The 23,084-nt window shown below is 70.4% G+C and carries 23 protein-coding genes and 1 pseudogene; 9 read left to right on the top strand and 15 right to left on the bottom strand.

The window, feature by feature from the left end:
• Positions 1 to 18 precede the first annotated feature (18 nt).
• Positions 19 to 798 (bottom strand): ABC-2 transporter permease, encoded by a 780-nt coding sequence (locus CEB94_RS19135; RefSeq protein ID WP_175433403.1) that lies wholly within the window; start codon positions 796 to 798, stop codon positions 19 to 21.
• Positions 795 to 1,715: an ABC transporter ATP-binding protein gene (locus tag CEB94_RS19130; RefSeq protein ID WP_175433402.1), complete on the bottom strand. Its 921-nt coding sequence runs from the start codon at positions 1,713 to 1,715 to the stop codon at positions 795 to 797. Before CEB94_RS19130 ends, CEB94_RS19135 begins: the two co-directional genes overlap by 4 nt.
• Before the next feature lie 92 nt (positions 1,716 to 1,807).
• Between CEB94_RS19130 and CEB94_RS19125 the strand changes: the two genes are divergently transcribed.
• A complete protein-coding gene (locus tag CEB94_RS19125) occupies positions 1,808 to 2,350 on the top strand; it encodes a GNAT family N-acetyltransferase (protein ID WP_175433401.1) in 543 nt (180 codons plus the stop codon).
• Positions 2,351 to 2,370: 20 nt separating this feature from the next.
• Here the strand turns inward: CEB94_RS19125 and CEB94_RS19120 are convergent, their stop codons facing one another.
• The 8 genes from CEB94_RS19120 to CEB94_RS19090 all read right to left on the bottom strand — a co-directional run bounded on the left by CEB94_RS19120 (position 2,371) and on the right by CEB94_RS19090 (position 11,286).
• Positions 2,371 to 3,882: a type IV secretory system conjugative DNA transfer family protein gene (locus CEB94_RS19120; RefSeq protein WP_175433400.1), complete on the bottom strand. Its 1,512-nt coding sequence runs from the start codon at positions 3,880 to 3,882 to the stop codon at positions 2,371 to 2,373.
• 14 nt (positions 3,883 to 3,896) lie between these two features.
• Entirely contained in the window at positions 3,897 to 5,306 is a 1,410-nt protein-coding gene (locus CEB94_RS19115) for an ATP-binding protein (protein WP_175433399.1), read from the bottom strand.
• A gap of 6 nt (positions 5,307 to 5,312) precedes the next feature.
• Positions 5,313 to 6,869, bottom strand: coding sequence for an SCO6880 family protein (locus tag CEB94_RS19110; RefSeq protein ID WP_175433398.1), 1,557 nt, complete (start codon positions 6,867 to 6,869; stop codon positions 5,313 to 5,315).
• Positions 6,866 to 8,188, bottom strand: a complete 1,323-nt coding sequence (locus tag CEB94_RS19105) for a hypothetical protein (protein ID WP_175433397.1) — start codon at positions 8,186 to 8,188, stop codon at positions 6,866 to 6,868. The genes CEB94_RS19110 and CEB94_RS19105 overlap by 4 nt, the downstream gene beginning before the upstream one ends.
• Entirely contained in the window at positions 8,178 to 9,002 is an 825-nt protein-coding gene (locus tag CEB94_RS19100; RefSeq protein WP_175433396.1) for a DUF8175 domain-containg protein, read from the bottom strand. The genes CEB94_RS19105 and CEB94_RS19100 overlap by 11 nt, the downstream gene beginning before the upstream one ends.
• On the bottom strand, positions 8,999 to 9,121 hold the full coding sequence (locus tag CEB94_RS41730) for a hypothetical protein (protein ID WP_281292510.1): 123 nt from the start codon (positions 9,119 to 9,121) through the stop codon (positions 8,999 to 9,001). Before CEB94_RS41730 ends, CEB94_RS19100 begins: the two co-directional genes overlap by 4 nt.
• Before the next feature lie 90 nt (positions 9,122 to 9,211).
• On the bottom strand, positions 9,212 to 9,520 hold the full coding sequence (locus tag CEB94_RS19095; RefSeq protein ID WP_031143448.1) for a hypothetical protein: 309 nt from the start codon (positions 9,518 to 9,520) through the stop codon (positions 9,212 to 9,214).
• Between the two features lie 476 nt (positions 9,521 to 9,996).
• A complete protein-coding gene (locus CEB94_RS19090) occupies positions 9,997 to 11,286 on the bottom strand; it encodes a S53 family peptidase (RefSeq protein WP_175433395.1) in 1,290 nt (429 codons plus the stop codon).
• 325 nt (positions 11,287 to 11,611) lie between these two features.
• Between CEB94_RS19090 and CEB94_RS19085 the strand changes: the two genes are divergently transcribed.
• From CEB94_RS19085 to CEB94_RS19070, 4 genes are all read left to right on the top strand, one after another.
• A complete protein-coding gene (locus CEB94_RS19085; RefSeq protein ID WP_342789622.1) occupies positions 11,612 to 11,788 on the top strand; it encodes a hypothetical protein in 177 nt (58 codons plus the stop codon).
• 35 nt (positions 11,789 to 11,823) lie between these two features.
• Complete coding sequence (locus CEB94_RS19080; RefSeq protein WP_175433394.1) at positions 11,824 to 12,558, top strand: trypsin-like serine peptidase; 735 nt, start codon at positions 11,824 to 11,826, stop codon at positions 12,556 to 12,558.
• A gap of 160 nt (positions 12,559 to 12,718) precedes the next feature.
• Positions 12,719 to 13,720 (top strand): C40 family peptidase, encoded by a 1,002-nt coding sequence (locus CEB94_RS19075; protein WP_175433393.1) that lies wholly within the window; start codon positions 12,719 to 12,721, stop codon positions 13,718 to 13,720.
• A gap of 248 nt (positions 13,721 to 13,968) precedes the next feature.
• Complete coding sequence (locus CEB94_RS19070) at positions 13,969 to 14,667, top strand: phosphatase PAP2 family protein (protein WP_175433392.1); 699 nt, start codon at positions 13,969 to 13,971, stop codon at positions 14,665 to 14,667.
• A 5-nt stretch (positions 14,668 to 14,672) separates the two neighbouring features.
• On the opposite strand, the pseudogene CEB94_RS19065 reads toward CEB94_RS19070, so the two are convergent.
• Positions 14,673 to 16,225: pseudogene (locus CEB94_RS19065) on the bottom strand (FAD-binding oxidoreductase).
• Positions 16,226 to 16,626: 401 nt separating this feature from the next.
• Between CEB94_RS19065 and CEB94_RS19060 the strand changes: the two are divergent.
• Entirely contained in the window at positions 16,627 to 17,478 is an 852-nt protein-coding gene (locus CEB94_RS19060; protein WP_175433391.1) for an SCO4651 family lipoprotein, read from the top strand.
• 91 nt (positions 17,479 to 17,569) lie between these two features.
• On the top strand, positions 17,570 to 17,737 hold the full coding sequence (locus CEB94_RS19055) for a hypothetical protein (protein ID WP_175430194.1): 168 nt from the start codon (positions 17,570 to 17,572) through the stop codon (positions 17,735 to 17,737).
• Between the two features lie 31 nt (positions 17,738 to 17,768).
• On the opposite strand, the gene CEB94_RS19050 is transcribed toward CEB94_RS19055, so the two are convergent.
• Entirely contained in the window at positions 17,769 to 18,134 is a 366-nt protein-coding gene (locus CEB94_RS19050) for a metal-sensitive transcriptional regulator (RefSeq protein ID WP_246111845.1), read from the bottom strand.
• 203 nt (positions 18,135 to 18,337) lie between these two features.
• Between CEB94_RS19050 and CEB94_RS19045 the strand changes: the two genes are divergently transcribed.
• Together CEB94_RS19045 and CEB94_RS19040 are read left to right on the top strand one after the other, a co-directional pair.
• The gene (locus CEB94_RS19045) at positions 18,338 to 18,958 is read left to right on the top strand and encodes a DUF47 domain-containing protein (protein ID WP_175433390.1); all 621 of its coding nucleotides are present in this window, start codon (positions 18,338 to 18,340) and stop codon (positions 18,956 to 18,958) included.
• A gap of 7 nt (positions 18,959 to 18,965) precedes the next feature.
• Positions 18,966 to 19,964, top strand: a complete 999-nt coding sequence (locus tag CEB94_RS19040; RefSeq protein WP_175433389.1) for an inorganic phosphate transporter — start codon at positions 18,966 to 18,968, stop codon at positions 19,962 to 19,964.
• A gap of 109 nt (positions 19,965 to 20,073) precedes the next feature.
• Here CEB94_RS19040 and pstB read toward each other — a convergent pair whose 3' ends face one another.
• The 3 genes from pstB to pstC form a co-directional block, all read right to left on the bottom strand.
• Positions 20,074 to 20,850, bottom strand: coding sequence for a phosphate ABC transporter ATP-binding protein PstB (gene pstB / locus CEB94_RS19035; RefSeq protein ID WP_175433388.1), 777 nt, complete (start codon positions 20,848 to 20,850; stop codon positions 20,074 to 20,076).
• Between the two features lie 71 nt (positions 20,851 to 20,921).
• On the bottom strand, positions 20,922 to 21,983 hold the full coding sequence (pstA, locus tag CEB94_RS19030) for a phosphate ABC transporter permease PstA (RefSeq protein WP_175433387.1): 1,062 nt from the start codon (positions 21,981 to 21,983) through the stop codon (positions 20,922 to 20,924).
• Positions 21,980 to 22,981, bottom strand: coding sequence for a phosphate ABC transporter permease subunit PstC (gene pstC, locus CEB94_RS19025; RefSeq protein WP_175433386.1), 1,002 nt, complete (start codon positions 22,979 to 22,981; stop codon positions 21,980 to 21,982). The genes pstA and pstC overlap by 4 nt, the downstream gene beginning before the upstream one ends.
• Positions 22,982 to 23,084: the final 103 nt, after the last annotated feature.

Raw genomic sequence — 23,084 nt, 5'->3', positions numbered from 1 at the left:
GGGTTGCGGTGCCCGGCGTCATACGTCTTTGCGGCGCAGGACCACCGACGCGACCGTGAGGATGACCGCCGTCCACAGGAGCATGGCCAGCAGGGCGGCGCCCGGGGAGGTCGCTCCGGGCATGGGCTGGGCCGTGGTGAGGGCTTCCAGGGCCTTGCCGGGGAAGTAGCGGACGGCGTCGTCGACGAAGGCGTACGGGAGCATGGCCAGGATCTCCGGGAGAATCATGACGAGGCCGATGAAAGCGCCGATGGCCATGGGGACCGAGCGGAGCAGGGCACCGATGCCGAGGGCGAGGACGGCGAGGAGGGTGAGGCCGGCCGCGTTGCCCGCGAGGGCGCGCAGGATGCCCGGGTCGCCGAGGGAGGCGGACTGGTCGGTTCCGGAGAGGAAGTACTGGGCCAGGGGGAAGGTGAGGAGGTTCGTCGCCAGGGTGAGCGGGAGGGCGACCGCGGCCAGGACGGCGGCCTTGGACCAGAGGACGGGCAGGCGGCGGGGGACCGCCGTCATCGTGGCGCGGATCTGGCCCGTGGAGTACTCGCCGGCCGTGGCCAGGATGCCCAGTACCCCCAGGTTGATCTGGGCGAACTGGGTGCCGAGGAGGACCAGGACGACCGTGTCCATGCCGCCCTCGCCCGTGCCGTCGTAGGCGGCGCCGAGGCCCGCGCCCATGGCGGCGGTGAGGGCGCTGGTGACGACGAGGGTGATCCAGGTGGAGCGCAGGGTCCAGAGCTTGTGCCACTCGGAGCGCAGGACGCGGGCCGGGGTCACGCGGTAGGGCGGGGTCGCCGTGGTCATGCCGCTGCTCCTTGCGGGGTCGCCGGGTACTCCACCGCGTCCCGGGTGAGGTCCATGAAGGCCTCCTCCAGGGAGGTGGAGGTGGGGGTCAGTTCGTAGAGGGGGATGCCGTGGGCCGCCGCCGTGCGGCCGATGTGCTGGGCGTCCGTGCCGCGGATCCGGAGGGTGCCGGGGGTGTCGGTGGTGATGTCGACGCCGGGGGCGGTGAGGAGATCCGCGAGGGTGGTGGCCTGCGGGGTGATGACCTTGGTGGTGCCCGCGCCGGAGTGGTGGACGAAGTCGGTGACCGTGGTGTCGGCGAGGAGGCGGCCGCGGCCGATGATGACCAGGTGCTCGGCGGTGAGGGCCATCTCGCTCATCAGGTGGGAGGAGACGAAGACCGTGCGGCCCTCCGCGGCGAGGGACTTGAGCAGGTTGCGGATCCACAGGACGCCCTCCGGGTCGAGGCCGTTGACGGGCTCGTCGAGGATGAGCATGGCCGGGTCGCCGAGGAGGGCGGCGGCGATGCCGAGGCGCTGTCCCATGCCGAGGGAGAAGCCCTTGACGCGGCGGTGGGCCACGTCGGTCAGACCCGTGAGGCCGAGGACGTGCTCGACCCGGGCGCGGGGGATGCCGTGGGTGTGGGCGAGGGCGCGCAGGTGGTGGTAGGCGGTGCGGCCGGGGTGGACCGAGCGGGCCTCCAGCAGGGCGCCGACTTCGGTGAGGGGCGCGGGGTGGGCGGCGTAGGAGCGTCCGGCCACGGTGGCATGGCCGCGGGTGGGGGCATCCAGGCCGAGGAGCATGCGCATGGTCGTGGACTTGCCGGCGCCGTTCGGTCCGAGGAAGCCGGTGACCGTGCCGGGGCGGACGGTGAAGGACAGGTCCGTGACGACCGTCCGGTCGCCGTAGCGTTTGGTGAGTTCGTGTGCCGTCAGCATGCTTCGATGCTCGTGCGTGCGGGGGCGGCGGGCGTCGGACCGGCGGGGTAATCGAGGTGAGGGTTGTCGTACCCGGGTACTACCGTGGGCGCATGAGCTATGTGATCCGGTCCGTCCGTGCCGGCGAGTGGGCTGCGGCGAAGGAGTTGCGGCTCGCGGCCCTGCGGGATCCGGTGGCGCACCTGGCCTTCCTGGAGACGTACGAGGAGGCCTCGGCCAGGCCGGACTCCTTCTGGCAGGAGCGGACGGCCGGTGGCGCCGAAGGCGCGGACAAGGCGCAGCAGATCATCGCCGAGGGGCCGGGCGGGCGGTGGGTGGCGACGCTGACCGTGCTGGTGGAGGAGCCCGGGACGACCGACTGGGCCGGGTTTCCGGTGGAGCGGAAGCAGGGGCATGTGGTCGGCGTGTTCGTACGGCCCGAGGAGCGCGGGAGCGGGCTGACCGAGGTGCTGTTCGACGCGGCCCTGGAGTGGTCGTGGGGGCAGGGTCTGGAACGGGTGCGGCTCATCGTCCACGAGGAGAACGGGCGGGCGCAGCGGTTCTACCGGCGGGTGGGGTTCCTGCCGAGCGGGGTGACGGTGCCGCTCGGGGATGCCGGGGAGCGGGAGTTGGAGTTCGTGCTCGAGCGGGAGTAAGGCGTTTTGGGGCCGGCGTTTCAGACCGGCAGTTCGTCGTGTGGCCAGCGGGCGCGGCCCTGTTCGCGGGACCGGAGCAGGGCCAGGGTCGGCATGCCCCGGTCCGCTCCGGTGGCCAGCAGCTCCGGAAGCTGGGGAAGCGGGGCCACGGCCGCGACGTCGTCCAGGACGAGCGTCATTGGTGGGTCGAGGCGACCGGCCGATGACCGTTCGGCCATGTGCCGGCCGCGCTCGACCACGCTCGAGACGAGGGCCGTCAGGAGGGGCATCGCGCCCGGGTTCGTCCTGGGGTCCTCGATGGATTCCCCCACCACATAAAGCGTGCCCCCTTCGTGGACGAAGGAATCCAAGGCGAGGGCATCAGTTCGGTTGGGGGTGCAGGCCTCGCGGATGTTGACCGTGGAGAGGGCCGCGAGGGCGCGGGTGGTCAACTGCTGGGCCATGTCGCGGCGTTCGGGGTGGGCCGTGAGGGCGCCTTCGAGTTCACCGGCGGAGCCGGGGGCGGCCTTGGGGTTGGTACGGAGGATGCGGACGGCGTCGTGGATCTGGGTGCCCTGCGACCAGCGGTGGACGTGGCGGATGGTGCGGCCGTCGATCGCCGCGGCGTGCAGGTAGCTGCGCAGGAGGGTGGCGGCTGTGTCGCTGACCGCCTGGTCGAGTTTGGCGGTGGGGCGGACGGGGGTGAGGAGGGCGGTGGCTCTCGCGGTTGCCGTGTTCCTGTCCTCGCAGCCTTCGGTCGGGGACCAGTGGAGGCGGGACGGGGTGTCGCAGAGGTGGGTGGGGTCGAAGAGCAGGAGGGGGCCCAGTTTGGCTCTTCCGTCCTTGGTGTCCTGCCAGAGCGTCGCGTTCGACGTGACGATCAGGGCTGGGCCCTCCGCGTCGTGTACCGCCTGGGTGGCGGTTGTCTGACGGGTTTCCCTCGGGGCCACGAGGATTTTTTCCCACGCGCCCACCGGTTCCCGGCCGAAGGGGGAAGCCGGGGGCGTGGGGGGTGCCGTCGCTTCGAGGAGCTGGGTGGGCTCGGGCGTCGTGCGGGGAGTGGGGACCTCGTGGTGTGCCGCGGGCGGTGCCGGCGCGGGTACGTCGTGCCGGGCCGGTTGCGCTACGGCGTGCTGCTCGGGCCCGGGCTCCGGCTCCGGCTGCGGTGACAGGATCTCCGCCCGGCGCCTCGCCCGTACTGCCCGCCAGCGGGCCCATGTCCCCATCACGAAGATCGTCAGGACGAACAGGATCATCAGCTGGCCGATGAACATGCCCCAGAACAGGCCGTAGCCGGAGAGTTCGCCGGGGGGTGTGTCGGGCCAGGCGCCGGGGATGTCGCGGGGCTGGGTGATGAGGTCGCGCAGGGCCGGCGGTGTGCGGGTGAAGGTGACGCCGGGCGGCCAGGAGCCGTGGGCGAACAGGGCGGCGAGGCCGGTGGCCGTCCACACCAGCAGGGTCATGCCGAGGAGGAACGCGAGTATGCCGACCAGCAGGCCGTCGGGGATTCCTCCCTGGCCGTCCCGCTGGGTGTGGCGGTCGTCCGGTCTCACGCGTCCTCCCCTGCCTACGCCACCGTCGATTCGGAGTCGCCCAGGTGGTGCTCCACGAAGGCCGCGGCCCGTTCCTCCGCCTCGAGTTCGGCGGCGTGCAGGGCGTCGTCCGCGAGGTCGGCGGACGACTGGGTCATGGCGCGGTCGGTGAAGACCAAGGGGCGTTCGGTCTCCGTGATCAGGTGTTTGACGACCTGGACGTTGCCGTTGACGTCCCAGACGGCGATGCCGGGGGTGAGGGTCGGGATGATCTCCACCGCCCAGCGGGGCAGGCCCAGGACGCGGCCCGTCGCTCTGGCCTCGTCCGCCTTCTGGGCGTAGATCGTCCTCGTCGACGCCATCTTGAGGATCGCCGCCGCTTCCTTGGCGGCCGCGCCGTCCACGACGTCCGAGAGGTGGTGGACGACCGCCACGAACGACAGGCCCAGGCGTCGGCCGAACTTCAGCAGGCGCTGGAACAGCTGGGCGACGAAGGGGCTGTTGATGATGTGCCAGGCCTCCTCGACCAGGAAGATGCGCTTCTTCCGGTCGGGGCGGATCCAGGTGTGCTCCAGCCACACGCCGACGATCGCCATGAGGATGGGCATGGCGATGGAGTTGCGGTCGATGTGGGACAGGTCGAAGACGATGAGCGGGGCGTCCAGGTCGATGCCGACCGTGGTGGGGCCGTCGAACATGCCGCGCAGGTCACCGTCGACGAGGCGGTCCAGGACCAGGGCGACGTCGAGGCCCCAGGCCCGTACGTCGTCTATGGCGACGTTCATCGCCTCGGCCGACTCGGGCTCGGGGTGGCGCAGCTGCTCGACGATGTCGGTCAGGACCGGCTGGCGGTCGACGATGGTCTCGTTGACGTAGGCGTGCGCGACCTTGAGGGCGAAGCCCGAGCGTTCGTCGAGGCCGTGGCCCAGCGCGACCTCGATGATCGTGCGGAGCAGGGCCAGCTGGCCCGTGGTCGTGATCGCGGGGTCGAGCGGGTTGAGGCGGATCCCCATGTCCAGGGCGGCCATCGGGTCCAGGCGGATGGGAGTTATACCCAGCTCCTGCGCGATGAGGTTCCACTCGCCGACGCCGTCCTCGCCCTGGGCGTCCAGGACGACGACCTGGCGGTCGCGGAAGCGGAGCTGGCGCAGGACGTACGTCTTCTCCAGCGCCGACTTGCCGTTGCCGGACTCGCCGAGGACCAGCCAGTGGGGGGCGGGGAGCTGCTGGCCGTAGAGCTGGAAGGGGTCGTAGATGTAGCCCTTTCCGGAGTACACCTCGCGGCCGATGATGACGCCGGAGTCGCCGAGGCCGGGGGCGGCGGTCGGGAGATAGACCGCCTGGGCCTGGCCCGTGGACGTGCGCACCGGGAGCCTGGTCGTCTCGACCTTTCCGAAGAGGAAGGAGGTGAAGGCGTCGGTGAGGACGGACAGCGGGTCCCGCATGAGGTCCTACCTCCGAATGCCGGTGGCGAAGGGAAGGGTGTTCACGAAGGCGCGGTGGTGCTCGCGGTCGCACCATTCCAGCTTCAGGTACGACTTTCCGGCCGATGCCCTGATCGTCCGCTTGTCGCGGGCGAGGGCGTCGGGGGAGCGCGAGGAGACGGTGATGTAGCCGACGAGGTTGACGCCGGCGGCGCCGCTGGCGAGGTCCTCGCCGCGCTGGTCGAGCCGGGAGTGGGCGGCCACGTCACGGGGGTCGATCGTGCGGTTCATCTTGGCGGCGCGGGACGCCTCGGCCTCGTCGTTGGTCTTCTCCGTGAGCATGCGCTCGATGGCGACCTCGGTGGGTTCGAGGTCCATCGTGACGGCGACCGTGCGGATGACGTCCGGGGTGTGGACGAGCAGGGGGGCGAGGAAGTTGACGCCGACGGGGGTCATCGGCCACTCCTTCACCCAGGCCGTGGCGTGGCACCAGGGGGCGCGGGTGGAGGACTCGCGGGTCTTGGCCTGGAGGTAGGTGGGCTCCATGGCGTCCAGTTCGGCCGGCCAGGCGTTGCGCTTCGTCATCGCCTGGATGTGGTCGATGGGGTGGTCCGGGTCGTACATGGAGTGGATCAGCGAGGACAGCCGCCCCTGTCCGAGCGGCTGCCGGACGCGGATGTCGGCCTCCTGCAGGCGCGAGCAGATGTCGGTGAGCTCGCGGGCCATGACGACGGCGAGTCCGGCGTCCCGGTCGACCTTGCCGCCGTGGGCGCGCGCGGCGCGGGCCATGGCGTTGGCCTCGGCGGCGAGTTCGCGGGTGTAGTGCATGCAGGCGACGAGGTAGGCGCGGTGCTGCTCGCTGCTGGTGGACACCATGGACTGAAGCTGGTCGTAGGAGTCCTGGAGCCAGGGCAGGGCCTTGTCGTCGCCGCGGACGGAGACGTCCTTGGCGTGGGCGTCCGGGTCGGCCGGGAGGGTACGGGCCAGCATCTGGATGCGGGTGACGAAGCCGTCGCCGTTGGCCACGTGCTTGAGCAGCGTGCCGAAGCGGTCGACGAGGGCCTCCTGGTCCTCGCTGTCGCGCAGGCCGACGCCCGGGCCCTCGATCTCGATGGCGGCGGTGACGGTCTTGCGGTCGGCGTGCAGGAGCACGGCGATCTCGTCGGGGCCGAAGGGGGCGGCGAGCCAGGTGATGCGGCCGATGCCGGGGGGCGGGCCGATCTCCACCTCGCGGCCGTCCAGCCGGGTGCCGGCCTCGACGACGGCGGAGCGGTAGGCGGTGCCCCGCTTCAGGGTCCGCTTGTAGCTGCGGTTGATCTCGAACCACTTGTAGAACGTGCGGTGCTTGTACGGCACGTAGACCGCGGCCAGCGCCAGCATCGGGAACCCGGCGAGCAGCACGATGCGCAGGGACAGCACCGGGACGAGGAGCCCGCACATCATGCCGAGGAACGCGCCCACGACGATCAGGGCGATCTCGCCGGTCTCGCGGTTGCGGCCGATGATCGCGTTCGGCCGGGCGCGGCCGATCAGGTATGTCCGGCGGGGCGTGACCGGATGGGACACGTGGGACTCGGTCGTCAACGCCCTTCACCTCCCGTGCGGTTGGTACTGCTGTTGCGGGTGTTGCTGGCGTGGGGAGTGTTGACGGGGCTGCTCGAACGGGGGGCGGGTGCGGCGGAGGGGACAGATCCGCCGCCGTTCGAGGTGCGCGAGCTGTGCGCGGCGACTCCGCCGGAGGCGGGGTTGCTGGGGCGGGGGGCGGAGGACTGGCTGCCTCCGCCGTTGTTGTCGGCGCGGGAGCTGTGGGTCTTGATGCCCTGCGCGACCAGGCTGGCCGGGGAGCTGATGACCGCGGCGGCCTTGCTCTCGGCGCCCTGCATGAGGCGGTTGTTGCGGGAGCCGGCGATCTCGTCGCCGAAGCCGGGGACGAAGCGGTAGATCATCGCGCTGGCGAAGATGGCGAGCAGGATGATGGCGAGGCCGGAGACGACGGCGGAGAAGGCGTCGGGGCCGTCGTCGGCGGAGAGTGCGCCGGCGAGGCCGAGGACGATGACGATGACCGGCTTGATGAGGATGACCGCGATCATGATGCCGGCCCAGCGGCGGACGTGGCCCCACAGGTTCTTGTCGACGAGGCCGGCGTAGACGACGGTGCCGAGGAGGGCGCCGACGTAGAGCAGGGCGGCGCGGATGACGAGCTCCAGCCAGAGGACGCCGGCGGCGAGGATGCTGACCAGGGAGACGACGATCAGCATGATCGGGCCGCCGCCGATGTCCTCGCCCTTCTTGAGGGCCTCGGAGAACGTGCCGAAGAACGCGTCGGTCTGGTCGCCGGTGGCTTTCGCGAGGACCTCGGTGATGCCGTCGGTGGCGGAGACGACGGTGTAGAGGATCAGGGGGGTGAATGCGGAGGCCAGCACCGTGAGCCACAGGAATCCGATGGCCTCGGACAGGGCGGTGGTCAGGGGTACGCCGCGCACGGCTCGCTTTGCCACGGCCAGGATCCAGAGCAGGAGCGTGAGGATCGTCGACGCGGCGAAGACGACGGCGTACTGCTGGAGGAACTTGGGGTTGGTGAAGTCGACGTTGGCGGTCTCCTTCACGGCCTCGCTGAGCTTGTCGACGGTCCAGGACGCGGCGTCGGCACAGCCCTTGGCGAGGGAGGAGAGGGGGTCGAGGGTGGAGGTGGGGTCGAGCCGGTCGGCACCGCCGCCGCTGCCGGTGCCGGTGTCGCCCTCGCAGATGTCTCTGGCCTCGCCCCTGAGGAGGTCGCAGGCGTTGTTGCTGGGTGACGGGGACGGAGTGGGGGCGGCGAAGGCACGGGTGGCCAGCAGGACCGTGGCCGTCTGCACGGCGGTGACCGCGGCGCCGAGTTTGAGTACGAGATGCCTACCGGGCATAGGTGAACCCTCCGTACTCCTCGACGGCCTTGCTCATGTCCTCTGCGGTGGACGCTCTCTGGTCGCGTCCGACCGGGACCGGGCCGTCCTTCTGGGTGAAGTCGGTGACCTTCCAGTCACCATCGACCCACTTCAGCTGGTACGTCGTTGTGTACCAGCTCTCGGTCACGGGGTTCTTGGAGCCCTCCCCCGACAGGCCGAAGAGGGATGTGTACCAGAGGGCGACCGAGGCGGTGCTGTTGTTGTAGGAGGTGACCTTGGTGCCGACCGGGACGACGCGCGAGACGAAGGTCTGGCCGTTCGGCGCGGCGCCGTCCTTGGTCAGGCCGATCTTCTCGAGGAAGCTCTCCTGCGAGTACACCTGGTCGAACGCCGGCAGTTGGGCGGCGGCGACATCGGGGGCGTACACGGTGTTGACGATCGCGTGCCGCTTGTCGAGGTTGTACATGTCGGCCGACCCGAGGGCGACGCCAAAGTTGGTGGCTGCGGACTGGGCGCCCTGCTCCGTATGGGCGTAGCCTGTGGCGATGTCGCCGGTCTTCGACTTCACCGGCTGTTGCCCCGTGGGCGCCGTCGCCGAGCTCTCCGCCTTGTCGCTGCCCGAGCCGCTGGACTCGGTGTCGCCGTCCCCCCGGTTCGCGAAGGCGATGGCTGCGATCAGGAGGACCACCACGCCGACGACCGTGACCAGGCTGCGGGACGAGGAGCGGCGGCGGGGGTCGCCGAAGGCGTCGCCGGATTCGGGCAGGCGGGTGCGGGTCTGGCCCGTGCCGGCGTAGCCGCCGGAGGGCTCGTGGTCGTCACCGTGACTCATACCGCGTACGCCCCCTCGACGTCGTGCGGAAACAGTTCGTACCGGTCGTACTTCTCATACTCCTCGTACGACGGTAGCCGTGCTGGTTCCCGCGCGGGCGCGGTGTGGTGACTCGACATCAGGGAAACGCAACCTCAGCCGGTGGGCACGACGGGCGGGTGGGATGGAGGGGGAGCCGGGCGTGCCCGGCCGGGCGGACGGTGCCCGGTCTACACGGCCATGCCGTACACGATGGTGAACAGCGTCCCGAGGGAGCCGATGATGAAGACTCCCGTCAGACCCGCGATGATGAGGCCCTTGCCCTGCTCCGCGCTGAAGGTGTCCCGCAGGGCGGTGGCGCCGATGCGCTGCTTGGCGGCGCCCCAGATGGCGATGCCGAGGCAGAGCAGGATGGCGAACGCCATCACGACCTGGACCATCGTCTTCGCCTCGGTGCCCAGGCTGCCGAAGGGGCCCCAGTCCGGAGCGATCCCGCCGATGATGGTGTTGATGTCTCCCTTGTCGGCCGCAAAGAGCATGTAAGTCACCGCCCCTGGTGGGTAGTTCTGCACCCTCTGCGGTCGTGCAGAGGTCAGGCCTCATTCTCGCCGACAATGATGCTGCCGGATGTCGACTTGGCGTCATTGATTGGCGGGTTTCGTACGAATACCTTGCCACCGTTCCGCGTCGGCCCCTAGGGGTGGCGGCGGGTGGTGTGCGAAGGATCGTATGGTCACTCTGTGTATCACGGCAGGTCACGCCGGGCAATGAGGCCTGAGCGGAACCTGGTGTGTGGTTCCGTCGTTGTGCCCTCTTGCGGCCTTCTCACCTCTTCAGGCTGTTTCTGACGGCTGGTCGGGTGAGTGATCGCGCCGGTGTTCCCGGGGTGAAGGCTACCTGGCAAGGCGAAGGGGCCGCGGCTGGGTTGCCGCGGCCCCTTCGTCACCGGCCGTCCACGGGCCCCCACGGCCCCGGGCGGCGTTCTTCGGTGACGGTCTGTCACCAGCCGAAGGTGTCAGCCGGTGAAGGCGCCGAGTCCCTCGGGGGTGCCCAGGCCGGTCGGGCCGTCGTAACCCGTCCGGGCGGTGCAGAAGTAGCTGGTGGTGCAGCTGCCGTTGCTGCCGCTGGTGACGTCGTTCAGGGCGGAGGTGTTCGCGTAGGGGAATCCGGCGGGGTAGGAGCCGGTGGACGGGGTGCCCGCGAGGGCGTAGACGCTCGCGATGATCGGGGCGGAGGCGCTGGTGCCGCCGTAGGTGGCCCAGCCCTGGCCGTCGACGCCGTAGGTGTCGTAGACGGCGACGCCGGTCGCCGGGTCTGCTACGGCCGAGACGTCGGCGATCATGCGCCGGGTGCAGCCGGTGTCGGTCTGCCAGGCGGGCTTGGTGTCGTAGGCGGAGCAGCCGGAGCCGGTGCCCTCGGTGCTGCTGGTCCGCCAGACGCTCTCGGTCCAGCCGCGGGTGGTGGAGGAGGCGGTGAGGCTGGTGCCGCCGACGGCCGTCACGTACTTCGACGCCGCCGGGTACTCGGCGCCGTAGCCGGCGTCGCCCGCGCTGACGGTGATGGCGACGCCCGGGTGGTTGAAGTAGGCGGAGTCGTAGGAGGCGTCGGAGGAGGACTCGCCGCCGCCGTAGCTGTTGGAGACGTACTTGGCGCCCAGGGCGACGGCCTCGTTGACGGCGGTGCCGAGGTTGGCCATGGACGCCGACTTCGCCTCGACGAGGGTGATGTGGCAGTTCGGGCAGATCGCGCTCGCCATGTCGAGGTCGAGGGAGATCTCACCGGCCCAGCCGCTGTCGGCGGTCGGGAGGGCGGTGGTGGAGCCGGTCTGGCTCACCTTCTTGAAGCAGCCGTTCGCGGTGGTGCAGGCGGGCAGGCCGTAGTGGGAGCGGTAGGCGGCGAGGTCGGATTCGGCGTTCGGGTCGTCGTAGGCGTCGACGACGGCGATGGTGCGGCCGGAGCCGTTGTTCGCGGCGGCGGAGGTGAGGCCGTAGGCGCTGCGGAGGTCGGAGGGGCCGTAGCCGGAGGGGGAGGAGGCCTCGGCGGCCTGGGCCGAGATGCCGTGCTGCTGCTGGAAGGCGGTGCGGCCGCCCGTGACGCGCAGGGCGTTGCAGGCCATCTCGCCATGGTGGCGGGGCAGGGCGCAGGAGCGGGTCCAGGTGACCTTGGAGGTGCTCGGGTCTGCGGCCTGTGCGTGGGCGGCGGTGGTGAGGCCGGTGATCAGGAGTGCGGCCGTGGCGGTGACGGCGGACGCGGCGCGGCGCCATCTGCGGCGGGTGGTGGGGGAGTTGGGGGGTGTCGTGGGCAAGGTACAGCCTCCTGGCAGTGGTGGGCAGAGGCCTGCGGGTGGGGGAACCGCCGGTGTGTTTCCCGGCGGGGGCGGCGACCCGCGACGACGATCGCTTGTTGAGTACGTGACAACAAGACGGGTTTCGGAATCCTGACTTCCGCCTTACTGAAAGGGGAGTGGGGCTTACCGATCGCTGACGGCTCGATGGCCGGGTGATGGGCGCGGCTTGACCCGAGGGGGCCGGATTCAGCGGGGCTCGAGGCCGCGCAGGAGGAGCAGGAGGAGGTGGACGAACTCCTCGGTGCCGTCGAGGGCGAGCATGCCGCCCGCCGCGAAGGAGGCGATGCCCTGGAGGGCGGCGCCGGTCAGCAGGGTGAGGTGCTGCGGGTCGCCCGCGATGCCGGCGGGCCGCTCCCGCGCGGCCGGCGACCCGCTGACGGCCCGGCGGCTGTGGCGGGTGTCGGAGGAGCTGACGGGCCCGCACTTCCCGCCGGGGCGGGACGCGCAGGCCGGTGTCTGACGTTTCTCTCACCTTCGTCGGGCACAGTCGCTCCGGTGAAGCGCGTCCTGTCCATCGCCGTGGTCCTCGTCGCCCTCATCACCGCGTCCGGCGCGAGAGCCGACGACGGGGCCGGGCCCCTCGGGCTGACCTTCACCGCGCGCGACGCCCGGGTCGGGGTGCTCGTCCCCGCCGCGCGGGCGGGGCGGCCGGCCGGCGGGCACTTCTGCACGGCGTCCGTGGTGGACGCGCCGCACCGGAATCTGATCGTCACCGCGGCGCACTGCCTGGGCGGCGACGCCGGGCTGGTCTTCGTGCCGGGCTACCGGGACGGACGGGCGCCCTACGGCGAGTGGACGGTGCGGCGGCGGTTCCTGGCCCGCGAGTGGGTCGAGGGACGTGACGAGGACAGTGACGTGGGGCTCGCCGCGGTCGCGCCCCACGGCGGCGAGGAGGTCCAGGACGCCGTCGGCGGGAACCGGTTCGTGACCGGCACGGCGACCGGGGCCACCGCGGTGACCGTCACCGGGTACCCCAACACGCGGGAGACGCCCGTCAGCTGCACCGCCAGGCCCGCCGCGCACAGCCGCACCCAGCAGCGCATCGCCTGCCCCGGCTTCAGCGGGGGCACCAGCGGCAGCCCCTGGGTGAACGGGGACGGGCAGGTCGTCGGGGTCCTCGGCGGGCACGACCAGGGCGGGACCAGCCCCGGCGTCTCCTACAGCGTGGTCCTCGGCGCGTCGGCGGAACGGCTGTACCGGGAAGCGGCGGGGGCCTGTGACGCGCCGTGATCCCGTGCGCCGGCCGGACCCGTCGTGCTCTCGCCGTGCTGCCGGTGCCGTGCCCTGTTCCTCCGTCCGCCCCAGACTCTCCTCCTCGTGATCATTCCCGGGCGGGCGGGCCGCCTCTACACTGACCAACGGACTCCTGGGCGGCGAGGGGCGGTTGACGGTGCGTAAGGCGTGGATCGTGGCGAGTGTCGCCATCAGTTCCGCTCTGGCCTTCGTGATGCTGCTCGTCGTCGGGGTCTATCTGGTCGCCGGGAACCTCGTCAGCGGCGTGGGCGGCGGGGCGAAATCGCTGGCCAAGGGATCGGTGCCCGCCGCGTACGCGGCCACCGTGCAGAAGTGGGGCAACCTCTGCCCCGCCATCAGCCCGGCCCTGCTCGCCGCCCAGCTCTACCAGGAGAGCGGCTTCAACCCCAGGGCCCAGAGCCACGCCGCCGCGCAGGGCATAGCGCAGTTCATCCCCGGCACCTGGGCCAGCCACGGCATCGACGGCGACGGCGACGGCGACCGTGACGTGTGGGACCCGAAGGACGCGATTCCCTCGGCCGCCTCCTACGACTGCGAACTCGCGTCGTACGTGAAGAAGGTTGGCGGGAATCCGACCGAAAACATGCTGGCCGCCTACAACGCGGGGGCGTACGCGGTGATCAAGTACGGGGGCGTGCCGCCGTACAGCGAGACCCGCAACTACGTGAAGCGGATCACGACGCTCGCGGAGAGCTTCGCGGCGCCGGTCGGGCGGGTCGACCCCTCCGAGCAGGCCGCCGCCGCGATCGAGTACGCGCAGAAGAAGCTCGGCACGCCCTACCTCTGGGGCGGCACCGGCACCGCTGAGCAGGGCGGACGCTTCGACTGCTCGGGACTGACCCAGGCCGCCTACGAGACCGTGGGCATCAAGCTCCCGCGGGTCGCCAACGACCAGTACAACGCCGGTCCGCATCCCTCGCGGGACGAACTGCTCCCCGGCGACCTCGTGTTCTTCTCGGACGACCTCACCAATTCCCGTGCCATCCGGCATGTCGGCATTTATGTCGGAGGCGGGTACATGATCGACGCGCCCCGGACCGGTGCCGTCATCCGATTCGACCCGATCGACACCCCCGACTACTTCGGAGCCACCCGCGTCACCGAAGATGGCGCGAAAGCACTGCCCATGACGGTGTGAACCGTGCGTGAACCCACCCCCTGAGCTGCGAAGACGTGTCTCTCTTCGATAACGTCTGCGTGATCATTCGGTGGAGTGTGGAACGTATCGACGGGGACCATGCGTTCCTGTTGTCGTAGCCGAGCAGACGTTCATTCGGCACGTGTCACGCACGCGTGCGGCGGAAGCGGATCTACAACCACGGGGGTGGCAGCAGCGGCGCACGCACAGGTGCGCCGGGAGAGAGACGACGAAGGGGCCGCAGCGCCATGGCTGGACTCGCCGATTCCGGGTCGAACCCCGACGTCGACCTGCTGTACGACATCAATGGCCTGGCCAAGGACGCGCCGGCCTGGTTCGACCGCGTCATGGAGTACGTCGGTGAGTACGGGCTGCTGCTCGCCATCGTCCTGCTCGTGGTGGGCTGCTGGTGGTCCGTGCGGCGGCGGGGCGGCGAGGACGCGGCGTCCACCGTCGCGGCGTTGGTCTGGGCGCCGTTGGCCGCCGGTATCGCCGTGCTGGTGAACGTGCCCATACGGGGCTTCGTGGAGCGGCCCCGGCCGTTCCTGGACCACCAGGGGCTCGAGGTGCTCGTCCAGGGCAAGACCGACTACTCGTTCGTCAGCGACCACGCCACGATCGTCATGGCGCTGGCGGTCGGCCTGTTCGTCGCCAACCGGAAGTTCGGGCTCGTCGGGCTCGTGCTGGCGTTGTTCGGCGGGTTCATCCGCGTCTACATGGGCGTGCACTACCCGACGGACGTCGTGGGTGGGTTCGCGCTGGGGACGGCCGTGGCGCTGCTGCTGTCGCCGCTCGCCATGGCCCTGCTGACGCCCGTGGTCAAGGCCGTCGAGCGGTCGCCCCGGGTGGGATGGCTGGTGCGGCGCGGAGGGCGGGCCGAAGGGGAGGACACCGTGATCCCCGAGGCTCGCAACGAGCGAGCCTCGGAGAGGGACCTCGCCGCCTAGGGGGCTTACAGCGCCTGCGGACAGGTGAAGAAGCGGTTGGGGTCGTAACTCTTCTTCAGCTTGGCCAGGCGGGTCGCCGCATCCCCGTAGTACGCCTTGCGCCAGTCGGTCAGGGTCGGGTCCGTGTAGTTCTGGTAGGCCGCGCCCGAGGCGTGGGGGCGCATCGCCTGGTGGGCGGAGGCCAGCCAGTCGCGGGCCGTCGTACCGCTGGTGCCCGCCCGCCACGCGGCGATGTACTGGGCCAGCATGCGGGAGCGGCGGTGGACGAACGCCGTGGACGTGGGGGAGACGCGGTTGACCGCTCCGCCGAGGGCGGTCAGCGCGATGCTGCCCGTGCCGCCGCGCACCGAACCGATCTGGGACAGCAGCGCGCGGATGCCGGCCGCGGAGAGGGAGCGGTCGAAGAAGTCCGACGCCGCTGCGTACGTCTCGCGGCCCAGCGCGCCCTTCGGGGACCGGCCCGGGGTCGAGCCGGGCAGATGGCACTGCGCGTCCGTCGGGAACGCGGAGCAGCCCGCGTACACCTCCATCGACTCCTCGTAGGACCGTCGCTTCAGGGAGACGCTGCGGGCCGGGGCGCCGACGCGGTCGGCGAGGCGGTCGACGGCGTTCTGCAGTTCGCCGTGGGTGCCGAGGGAGAACGCCGAGACGGAGACGGTCGGGGTGCCGCCCGCGGCGCTCGCCAGGTGCAGGGACGACCAGATCTCGTCGGGCTGTGACGGGCCCCACTCCTGCCAGGCCTTCACCACCGCCGCCGCCTTCGACCAGGCCAGGACAGGTACGCCGAGACGCCCTGCGGGGCCGGGTGGGTCGTGAAGTGCAGCTCCGTGACCACGCCGAAGTTGCCGTTGCCGGCGCCGCGCAGGGCCCAGAAGAGGTCCTTGTTCTCGTGGGAGTCGGCGGTGAGCTGCTTGCCGTCGGCGGTGATGAGGGTGGCCTGGGTGAGGCTGTCGCAGGTCAGGCCGTAGGCGCGGGAGACCACGCCGTGGCCGCCGCCGAGGGTGAGGCCCGAGACGCCGACGGTCGGGCAGGAGCCGGCGGGGATCGTGACGCCCTTCGCGGCCAGGGCCCGGTAGACGTCGATGAGTTTGGCGCCGGCGCCGACCACCGCGGTGGTGCCGGAGGCCCGGACGCGGTTGAGCTTCGAGACGTCGATGATCAGACGGCCGTCGCCGGAGGACCAGCCGGCGTAGGAGTGGCCGCCGTTGCGGATCGCCACGCGCAGGGCGTGGGCGCGGGCGTAGGCCAGGGTCGTGCGGATGTCGTCCGGGTGGGACACGTACGCGACGGCGGCGGGCTTCAGGTGGTCGAAGCGGGTGTTGTACAGCTGCCGGGCCGCGGGCCAGTCGGCGTCGCCCGGGCGGACGAGGGGGCCGTCGAGGTCGCGGGCCAGGGCGGACCAGTCGGCGGCGGTGGATCTCGAGGTCGTGGTGGTGCGCGAGGTCTTGGTGACGGTGGCCCCGGAGCGGGTGCCCGACGGTGTGCAGGCGGTGGTGAAGGGGGTTGCGGCCGCGGCGACCGCCGCCGTGCCGGCTGTGAGGATCGTGCGCCGTTCCATGGGGCCTCCCGGTGGTTCCGTCCTGGGAGACGGGGGGACGGGGACGGGGGTTCCATGGTTCGGGCGCGGCCGGGCGGCGTCCACCACGAGGCTCAGCCCGTCGTGTGCTTCTCCGCGTCCGTACGCGCCTGGCTTCTGGCTCTTCGTGCCGGGCCGCGCCAGCCGCAGACGCAGTGGGCCATGCAGAAAGGGCCCTTCTCCATGGTCGTCGTGCGGTGTTCCGGGAGGTTGGGGGGAGGTTCCGGCCCGTCCTGCTGCGCCACGCCGGCAACGTTACCCACCCCAGGTAAAGGGTTCGTATGGCGCCTGGCGCGGGCTCGCGTGACGGGGGCACATACCCGTCGTTAACCGGAACAACGAGGGGGCCCGTGACGGACGTACCGGCTGGGGGTAGGCAGGCGATGACTGGGCGGCAGCGGGAACGGCGGCACAGGCGGACGGGCGCGGCGGTCGTCGCGGCCGGGTTCCTGGCCGGGGCGGGGCTGGGCACCGCGGGGTGCTCCGGGGGTGACGCGGTCGCCGGGGACTCCCGCGGCGGGGACGCGGTCGTCGCGCTGCGGCAGGCCGCCGGCCGTCTCGTCGAGGCGGGGAGTTCCAAGGCCCGTACGTCGATGGAGATGGCCGCCGGCGGGACCCGGGTGACCATCCGGGGCGGCGGGGTCTACGACTTCCGCAAGCGGATGGGGCAGCTGAAGGTGCTGCTGCCGCAGGATCCCGCGGGGGCCGCGAAGCGCCGGCCGATCACCGAACTGCTCGTGCCGGGCGCGCTGTTCATGAAGAACCGGGGCGCCGGTGTGCCGCCGGACAAGTGGGTGCGGGTGGACACGCGGACCCTGTCCGACGGGAACCTCGTCACCGGCGGGGCCACCGATCCGTTCACCGCGGCCGAGGTGCTGCTCGGGACGCGGACGGCGACGTATGTGGGCAGGACGGAGGTCGCGGGAACCGGAGTGCGGCACTACCGGGGGACGGCGGACCTCGGTGACGCGGCCCGGCGTGCCTCGGAGGGGAACAAGGGGCCCCTGAAGGCGGCGGCCAAGGGGTTCGCCACCGCCGACGTGCCCTTCGACGCCTACCTCGACGACGAGGGACGCATCCGCAAGGTCAGACACCGTTTCAGCTTCCTGAACGGGCAGCAGAAGAGCCCCGTGGCCGTCGCCTCGACCACGCTGCTCTACGATTTCGGGGCCCCGGCGCGCGTACGGTTGCCCCGACCCGACGACATCTACGCGGGCAAGATCGCCGAGGAGTGACCGGCGTGAACTAGCCCGTCCGTGCCATGCGCGGCGTGTGGGCCGCTCCCTACTCTAGGAATCCGGTAACGGCAGAGACGAGGTGATGCACGTGGCTCCGGTCGGCGGTACGGCAGTTCAGGACCACGTGGCCCTCGCCGAGATCGAACTGTGCGGAGAGCTGATCATCGCGGCCTCGGCCGCTCAGGAGCGGCTCAGCCTGGAGAGCATCGACGAGGTGCTGAAAGTGGCCGAGGAGCGGGACTCCGTCAGGCGCTGAACCCGGGCGTGCTCCCGGCCCGGGCCGGGGTTCACGTCCGCAGCATGCGGGCGATCGCCTGGGTCGCCTCCTTCACCTTGGAGTCGATCTCGTCACCGCCCTTGACGGCCGCGTCGGCGACGCAGTGCCGAAGGTGCTCCTCCAGCAGTTGCAGGGCGAAGGACTGCAGGGCCTTGGTGGAGGCGGAGACCTGGGTGAGTATGTCGATGCAGTAGACGTCCTCGTCGACCATGCGCTGCAGGCCGCGGATCTGGCCCTCGATGCGGCGCAGGCGCTTGAGGTGTTCGTCCTTCTGCTTGTGGTACCCGTGCACGCCGTGGTCGTGGTCCGTCACGTCCGCACCCGCGGTGCCGGTGGTGACATGTGCGACATCTGTCGTTTCGGTCACGTCCGTCATCGCGTCCTCCTGGTGGGCGGTGGGCCGACATATACCCCTGGTGGGTATATGGTACCGAACTTTCCTGGGTATACGGCCCTGGAACCGCCCCCGTGCTCATCACTGTGCTTGATGGGCGACACTGGTGGGCGGCCCGATAGCCGTGGCTGGATGATGCGCCTAGCATCAGCCTGACCGAAACCGAAGCACCCCGAGGACCCCACGTGCGCTTTCGTCTGACCCCCAGGGAGACGAGCTTCTATGACATGTTCGCCGCCTCCGCGGACAACATCGTCACGGGCTCGAAGCTCCTGATGGAACTGCTCGGAGCGGACGCATCCGCCCGGGCCGAGATCGCAGAGCGTATGCGGGCAGCGGAACACGCAGGTGACGATGCCACGCACGCGATCTTCCACCAGCTGAACTCCTCCTTCATCACGCCGTTCGACCGCGAGGACATCTACTCCCTCGCCTCGTCCCTCGACGACATCATGGACTTCATGGAGGAGGCCGTCGACCTGGTCGTCCTCTACAACGTCGAGGAACTGCCCAAGGGCGTCGACCAGCAGATCGAGGTGCTGGCGCGCGCGGCCGAGCTCACGGCCGAGGCGATGCCGCATCTGCGGACGATGGACAACCTCACCGAGTACTGGATCGAGGTCAACCGGCTGGAGAACCAGGCCGACCAGATCCACCGCAAGCTGCTGGCGCACCTCTTCAACGGCAAGTACGACGCCATGGAGGTGCTGAAGCTCAAGCAGATCGTGGACGTGCTGGAGGAAGCGGCGGACGCGTTCGAGCACGTGGCGAACACGGTGGAGACCATCGCCGTCAAGGAGTCCTGAGCCCTTCATGGACACCTTCGCTCTGGTCGCGACCATCGGGGTCGCGCTCTTCTTCACGTACACCAACGGCTTTCACGATTCGGCGAACGCGATCGCCACGTCCGTCTCGACGCGGGCGCTGACGCCGAAGGCCGCGCTGGCCATGGCGGCGGTGATGAACCTCGCCGGTGCCTTCATGGGCTCCGGGGTCGCCAAGACCGTCAGTGAGGGGCTGATCCAGACACCGACCGGGTCGAAGGGGATGGGCATCCTCTTCGCCGCGCTGGTGGGCGCGATCGTCTGGAACCTGATCACCTGGTACTTCGGGCTGCCCTCCTCCTCCTCGCACGCGCTGTTCGGCGGGATGGTCGGGGCGGCGCTGGCCGGCGGGACGACGGTCTACTGGCACGGAGTGCTGGAGAAGGTCGTCATCCCGATGTTCGTGTCTCCGGTGGTCGGCATTCTGGCCGGCTATCTGGTGATGACCGCGATCCTGTGGATATTCAGGAAGGCGAACCCGCACAAGGCCAAGCGCGGGTTCCGCATCGCGCAGACCGTCTCGGCGGCCGGCATGGCGCTGGGGCACGGTCTGCAGGACGCGCAGAAGACCATGGGCATCGTGGTGATGGCGCTCGTCATCGCCGATGTCGAGGACTACGGCGATCCGATCCCGGTGTGGGTCAAGATCGCCTGTGCGGTGATGCTGTCGCTGGGGACGTACGCCGGTGGGTGGCGGATCATGCGGACGCTGGGGCGGAAGATCATCGAGCTGGACCCGCCGCAGGGCTTCGCGGCGGAGGCGACGGGCGCGACGATCATGTTCACCTCGGCGTTCCTGTTCAAGGCGCCGATCTCCACGACCCACGTCATCACGTCCGCGATCATGGGTGTCGGCGCGACGAAGCGCGTGAACGCCGTGCGGTGGGGTGTCGCCAAGAACATCATCCTCGGCTGGTTCATCACGATGCCGGCCGCCGCGCTGGTGGCCGCGGCGTCGTACGGGATCGTCAAGCTGGCGTTCCTGTAGCGCACCGGACGCAGACGAAAGGCCCGCCCCCGGGAGCCGGGGGCGGGCCCTTTTTCGGCCTCGCGGTGGCACCGCCATGCAGCACCGCGAGGAGACTCGGCAGGCGGGATCAGCCGAAGCGGCCGGAGATGTAGTCCTCCGTGGCCTGGATGGACGGGTTGGAGAAGATGCGCTCCGTGTCGTCGATCTCGATGAGCTTGCCGGGCTGGCCGACCGCCGCGAGGTTGAAGAAGGCCGTGCGGTCGGAGACGCGCGCCGCCTGCTGCATGTTGTGCGTCACGATGACGATCGTGAAGCGCTCCTTGAGCTCGCCGATCAGGTCCTCGATCGCGAGCGTGGAGATCGGGTCGAGCGCCGAGCAGGGCTCGTCCATGAGCAGGACGTTCGGCTCGACCGCGATCGCCCGCGCGATGCACAGACGCTGCTGCTGGCCGCCGGACAGGCCCGAGCCGGGCTTGTTCAGGCGGTCCTTGACCTCGTTCCAGAGGTTCGCGCCCTTGAGGGAGCGCTCGACGATGTCGGAGAGCTCGCTCTTCTTGTAGTTGCCGTTCAGCCGCAGTCCCGCCGCGACGTTGTCGAAGATCGACATCGTGGGGAACGGGTTCGGGCGCTGGAACACCATGCCGACCTCGCGGCGGACCGACACCGGGTCGATGCCCGTGCCGTAGAGGTCCTCGTCGTCCAGCAGCACCTTGCCCTCGACCCGGCCGCCCGAGGTCACCTCGTGCATCCGGTTCAGCGTGCGCAGGAACGTCGACTTGCCGCAGCCGGACGGGCCGATGAACGCCGTCACCGAGCGCGGCTCGACGGTCATCGAGATGTCCTCGATCGCCTTGTGGGAGCCGTAGTAGGCGGTCAGTCCGCTTACGTCGATTCGCTTGGCCATGACTACTTCACTTCCAAAAAGTCTGGGGGTCGCTGTGTGGCCCCGCGCGGCGGTAGCCGCAGATTGACGCGTCAGCGACCGGTCTTCGGGGCCTTCCAGCGGGCGATCCCGCGGGCCACCAGGTTCAGGAGCATCACGAAGGCGATCAGGGTGAGCGACGCCGCCCAGGCGCGGTCGTACGCCGCACCGGAGCCCGCGCTGTTCGCGTACTGCTGGTAGATGTACAGCGGCAGCGAGGCCTGCGCCCCCTCGAAGGGGTTGGCGTTGATGAACGCGTTGCCCCACACCAGCAGCAGGACCGGGGCGGTCTCACCGGTGATGCGGGCGATCGAGAGCATGATGCCCGTGGTGATGCCGCCGAGGGAGGTCGGCAGGACCACCTTCAGGATGGTGCGCCACTTGGGGACGCCGAGCGCCAGGGAGGCCTCGCGCAGCTCGTTCGGGACGAGCTTGAGCATCTCCTCCGTGGAGCGCACGACGACCGGCATCATCAGGATGGCCAGGGCCAGCGAGCCGGCGAAGCCGAAGGGCTGCATGTCGAACATCAGCATGAGGCTGAGGATGAACAGGCCCGCGACGATCGACGGGATGCCGGTCATGACGTCCACGAAGAACGTGATGGCCTTGGAGAGGTTGCCCCGGCCGTACTCGACGAGGTAGATCGCGGTGAGCACGCCGATCGGCGCGGCGATCACCGTGGCGAGTCCGACCTGCTCCAGGGTGCCGAGGATGGCGTGGTAGATACCGCCGCCGGGCTCGGTGTCGGCGACGACGCCCATGGAGTGCGTCAGGAAGTACAGGTCGAGGACCTTCACACCGCGCACGACGGTCGACCAGACCAGCGAGGCCAGCGGGACGACGGCGAGCAGGAAGGCGACCCAGACGAGGGAGGTCGCGATGCGGTCCCTGGCCTGCCGCTTGCCCTCGACGGCGGAGGCGATGCCGTACGTGCCGACGACGTAGAGGATCGCGGCGATCAGGCCCCACTGGACGCGGCTGTGCAGGCCGCCGACGAGGCCGATGACGATCGCGAGGGCGATCGAGCCGCCGGCGATGGCGTACGGCGACCACTTGGGCAGGCGGGCACCGCGCAGGGTGCTGGGGCCCTTCGGGGTCAGGGTTGCGGTGCTCATGCGTTGGCCCCCGAGTACTCCTTGCGGCGGGCGATGATCGCGCGGGCCGCGCCGTTGACCAGCAGGGTGATGACGAACAGGACCAGACCGGAGGCGATCAGCGCGTCCCGGCCGAACTCGGTGGCCTCACCGAACTTGCTGGCGATGTTCTGGGCGAACGTGCCGCCGCCCGGGTCGAGCAGGCTGGCCTGGATGTCGAAGGTCGGGGAGAGCACGGTGGCGACGGCCATGGTCTCGCCCAGGGCGCGGCCGAGGCCGAGCATCGAGGCGGAGATGACGCCGGAGCGGCCGAAGGGGATGACCGCCATGCGGATCACCTCCCAGCGGGTGGCGCCGAGCGCCAGGGCCGCTTCCTCGTGCATCTGCGGGACCTGGCGGAAGACCTCGCGGCTCACGTTGGTGATGATCGGCAGGATCATGATCGCGAGCAGGATGCCGACGGTCAGCATCGAGCGGGGGGCGCCGCCCTGCCACGAGAAGATGCCGGTCCAGCCGAGGTAGTCGTTCAGCCAGCCGAAGAGGCCGTTCATGTGCGGCACGAGGACGAGGGCGCCCCAGAGGCCGTAGACGATGGACGGCACGGCCGCGAGCAGGTCGATCACGTACGCGATGGGGCCGCGCATCCGGCGCGGGGCGTAGTGCGTGAGGAACAGCGCGATGGCGACGGCGACCGGCACCGCGATGACCATGGCGACGATCGAGGAGACGACCGTGCCGAAGGCCAGGACGGCGATGCCGAAGTCCGGCGGGACGAGGTTGGTGTCCCACTGGAAGGTCGTGAGGAAGTTGCCCTGGTCCTTGCTGATCGCCAGGGAGGCGCGGTAGGTGAGGAAGACCGCGATCGCGGCCATGATCACCAGCAGCAGGATGCCCGAGCCGCGGGAGAGAGCGAGGAAGATCCGGTCTCCGGGCCGGGTGGCCCCGCGCGCGGCGCGCTTGTCGGCGGTCGGCTGCGAAGCGGGGGGAGGTGTCTCGATTGTCTGTGTGGGTGTGCCCATCAGGTTCTCCGGTCTGCGGAGCCGTAACGGAGGTACGGCCACTGGCGGCGGTGCACCGGACGGTGCGGCCCGGCCCCGGGGAGGGGACCGGACCGCACTCGGG

The sequence above is a fragment of the Streptomyces hawaiiensis genome, assembly GCF_004803895.1.
GTDB lineage: Bacteria > Actinomycetota > Actinomycetes > Streptomycetales > Streptomycetaceae > Streptomyces > Streptomyces hawaiiensis.
Note: the sequence above shows the minus strand (reverse complement) of the source record. Positions and strands in the feature narration are given on the sequence as shown.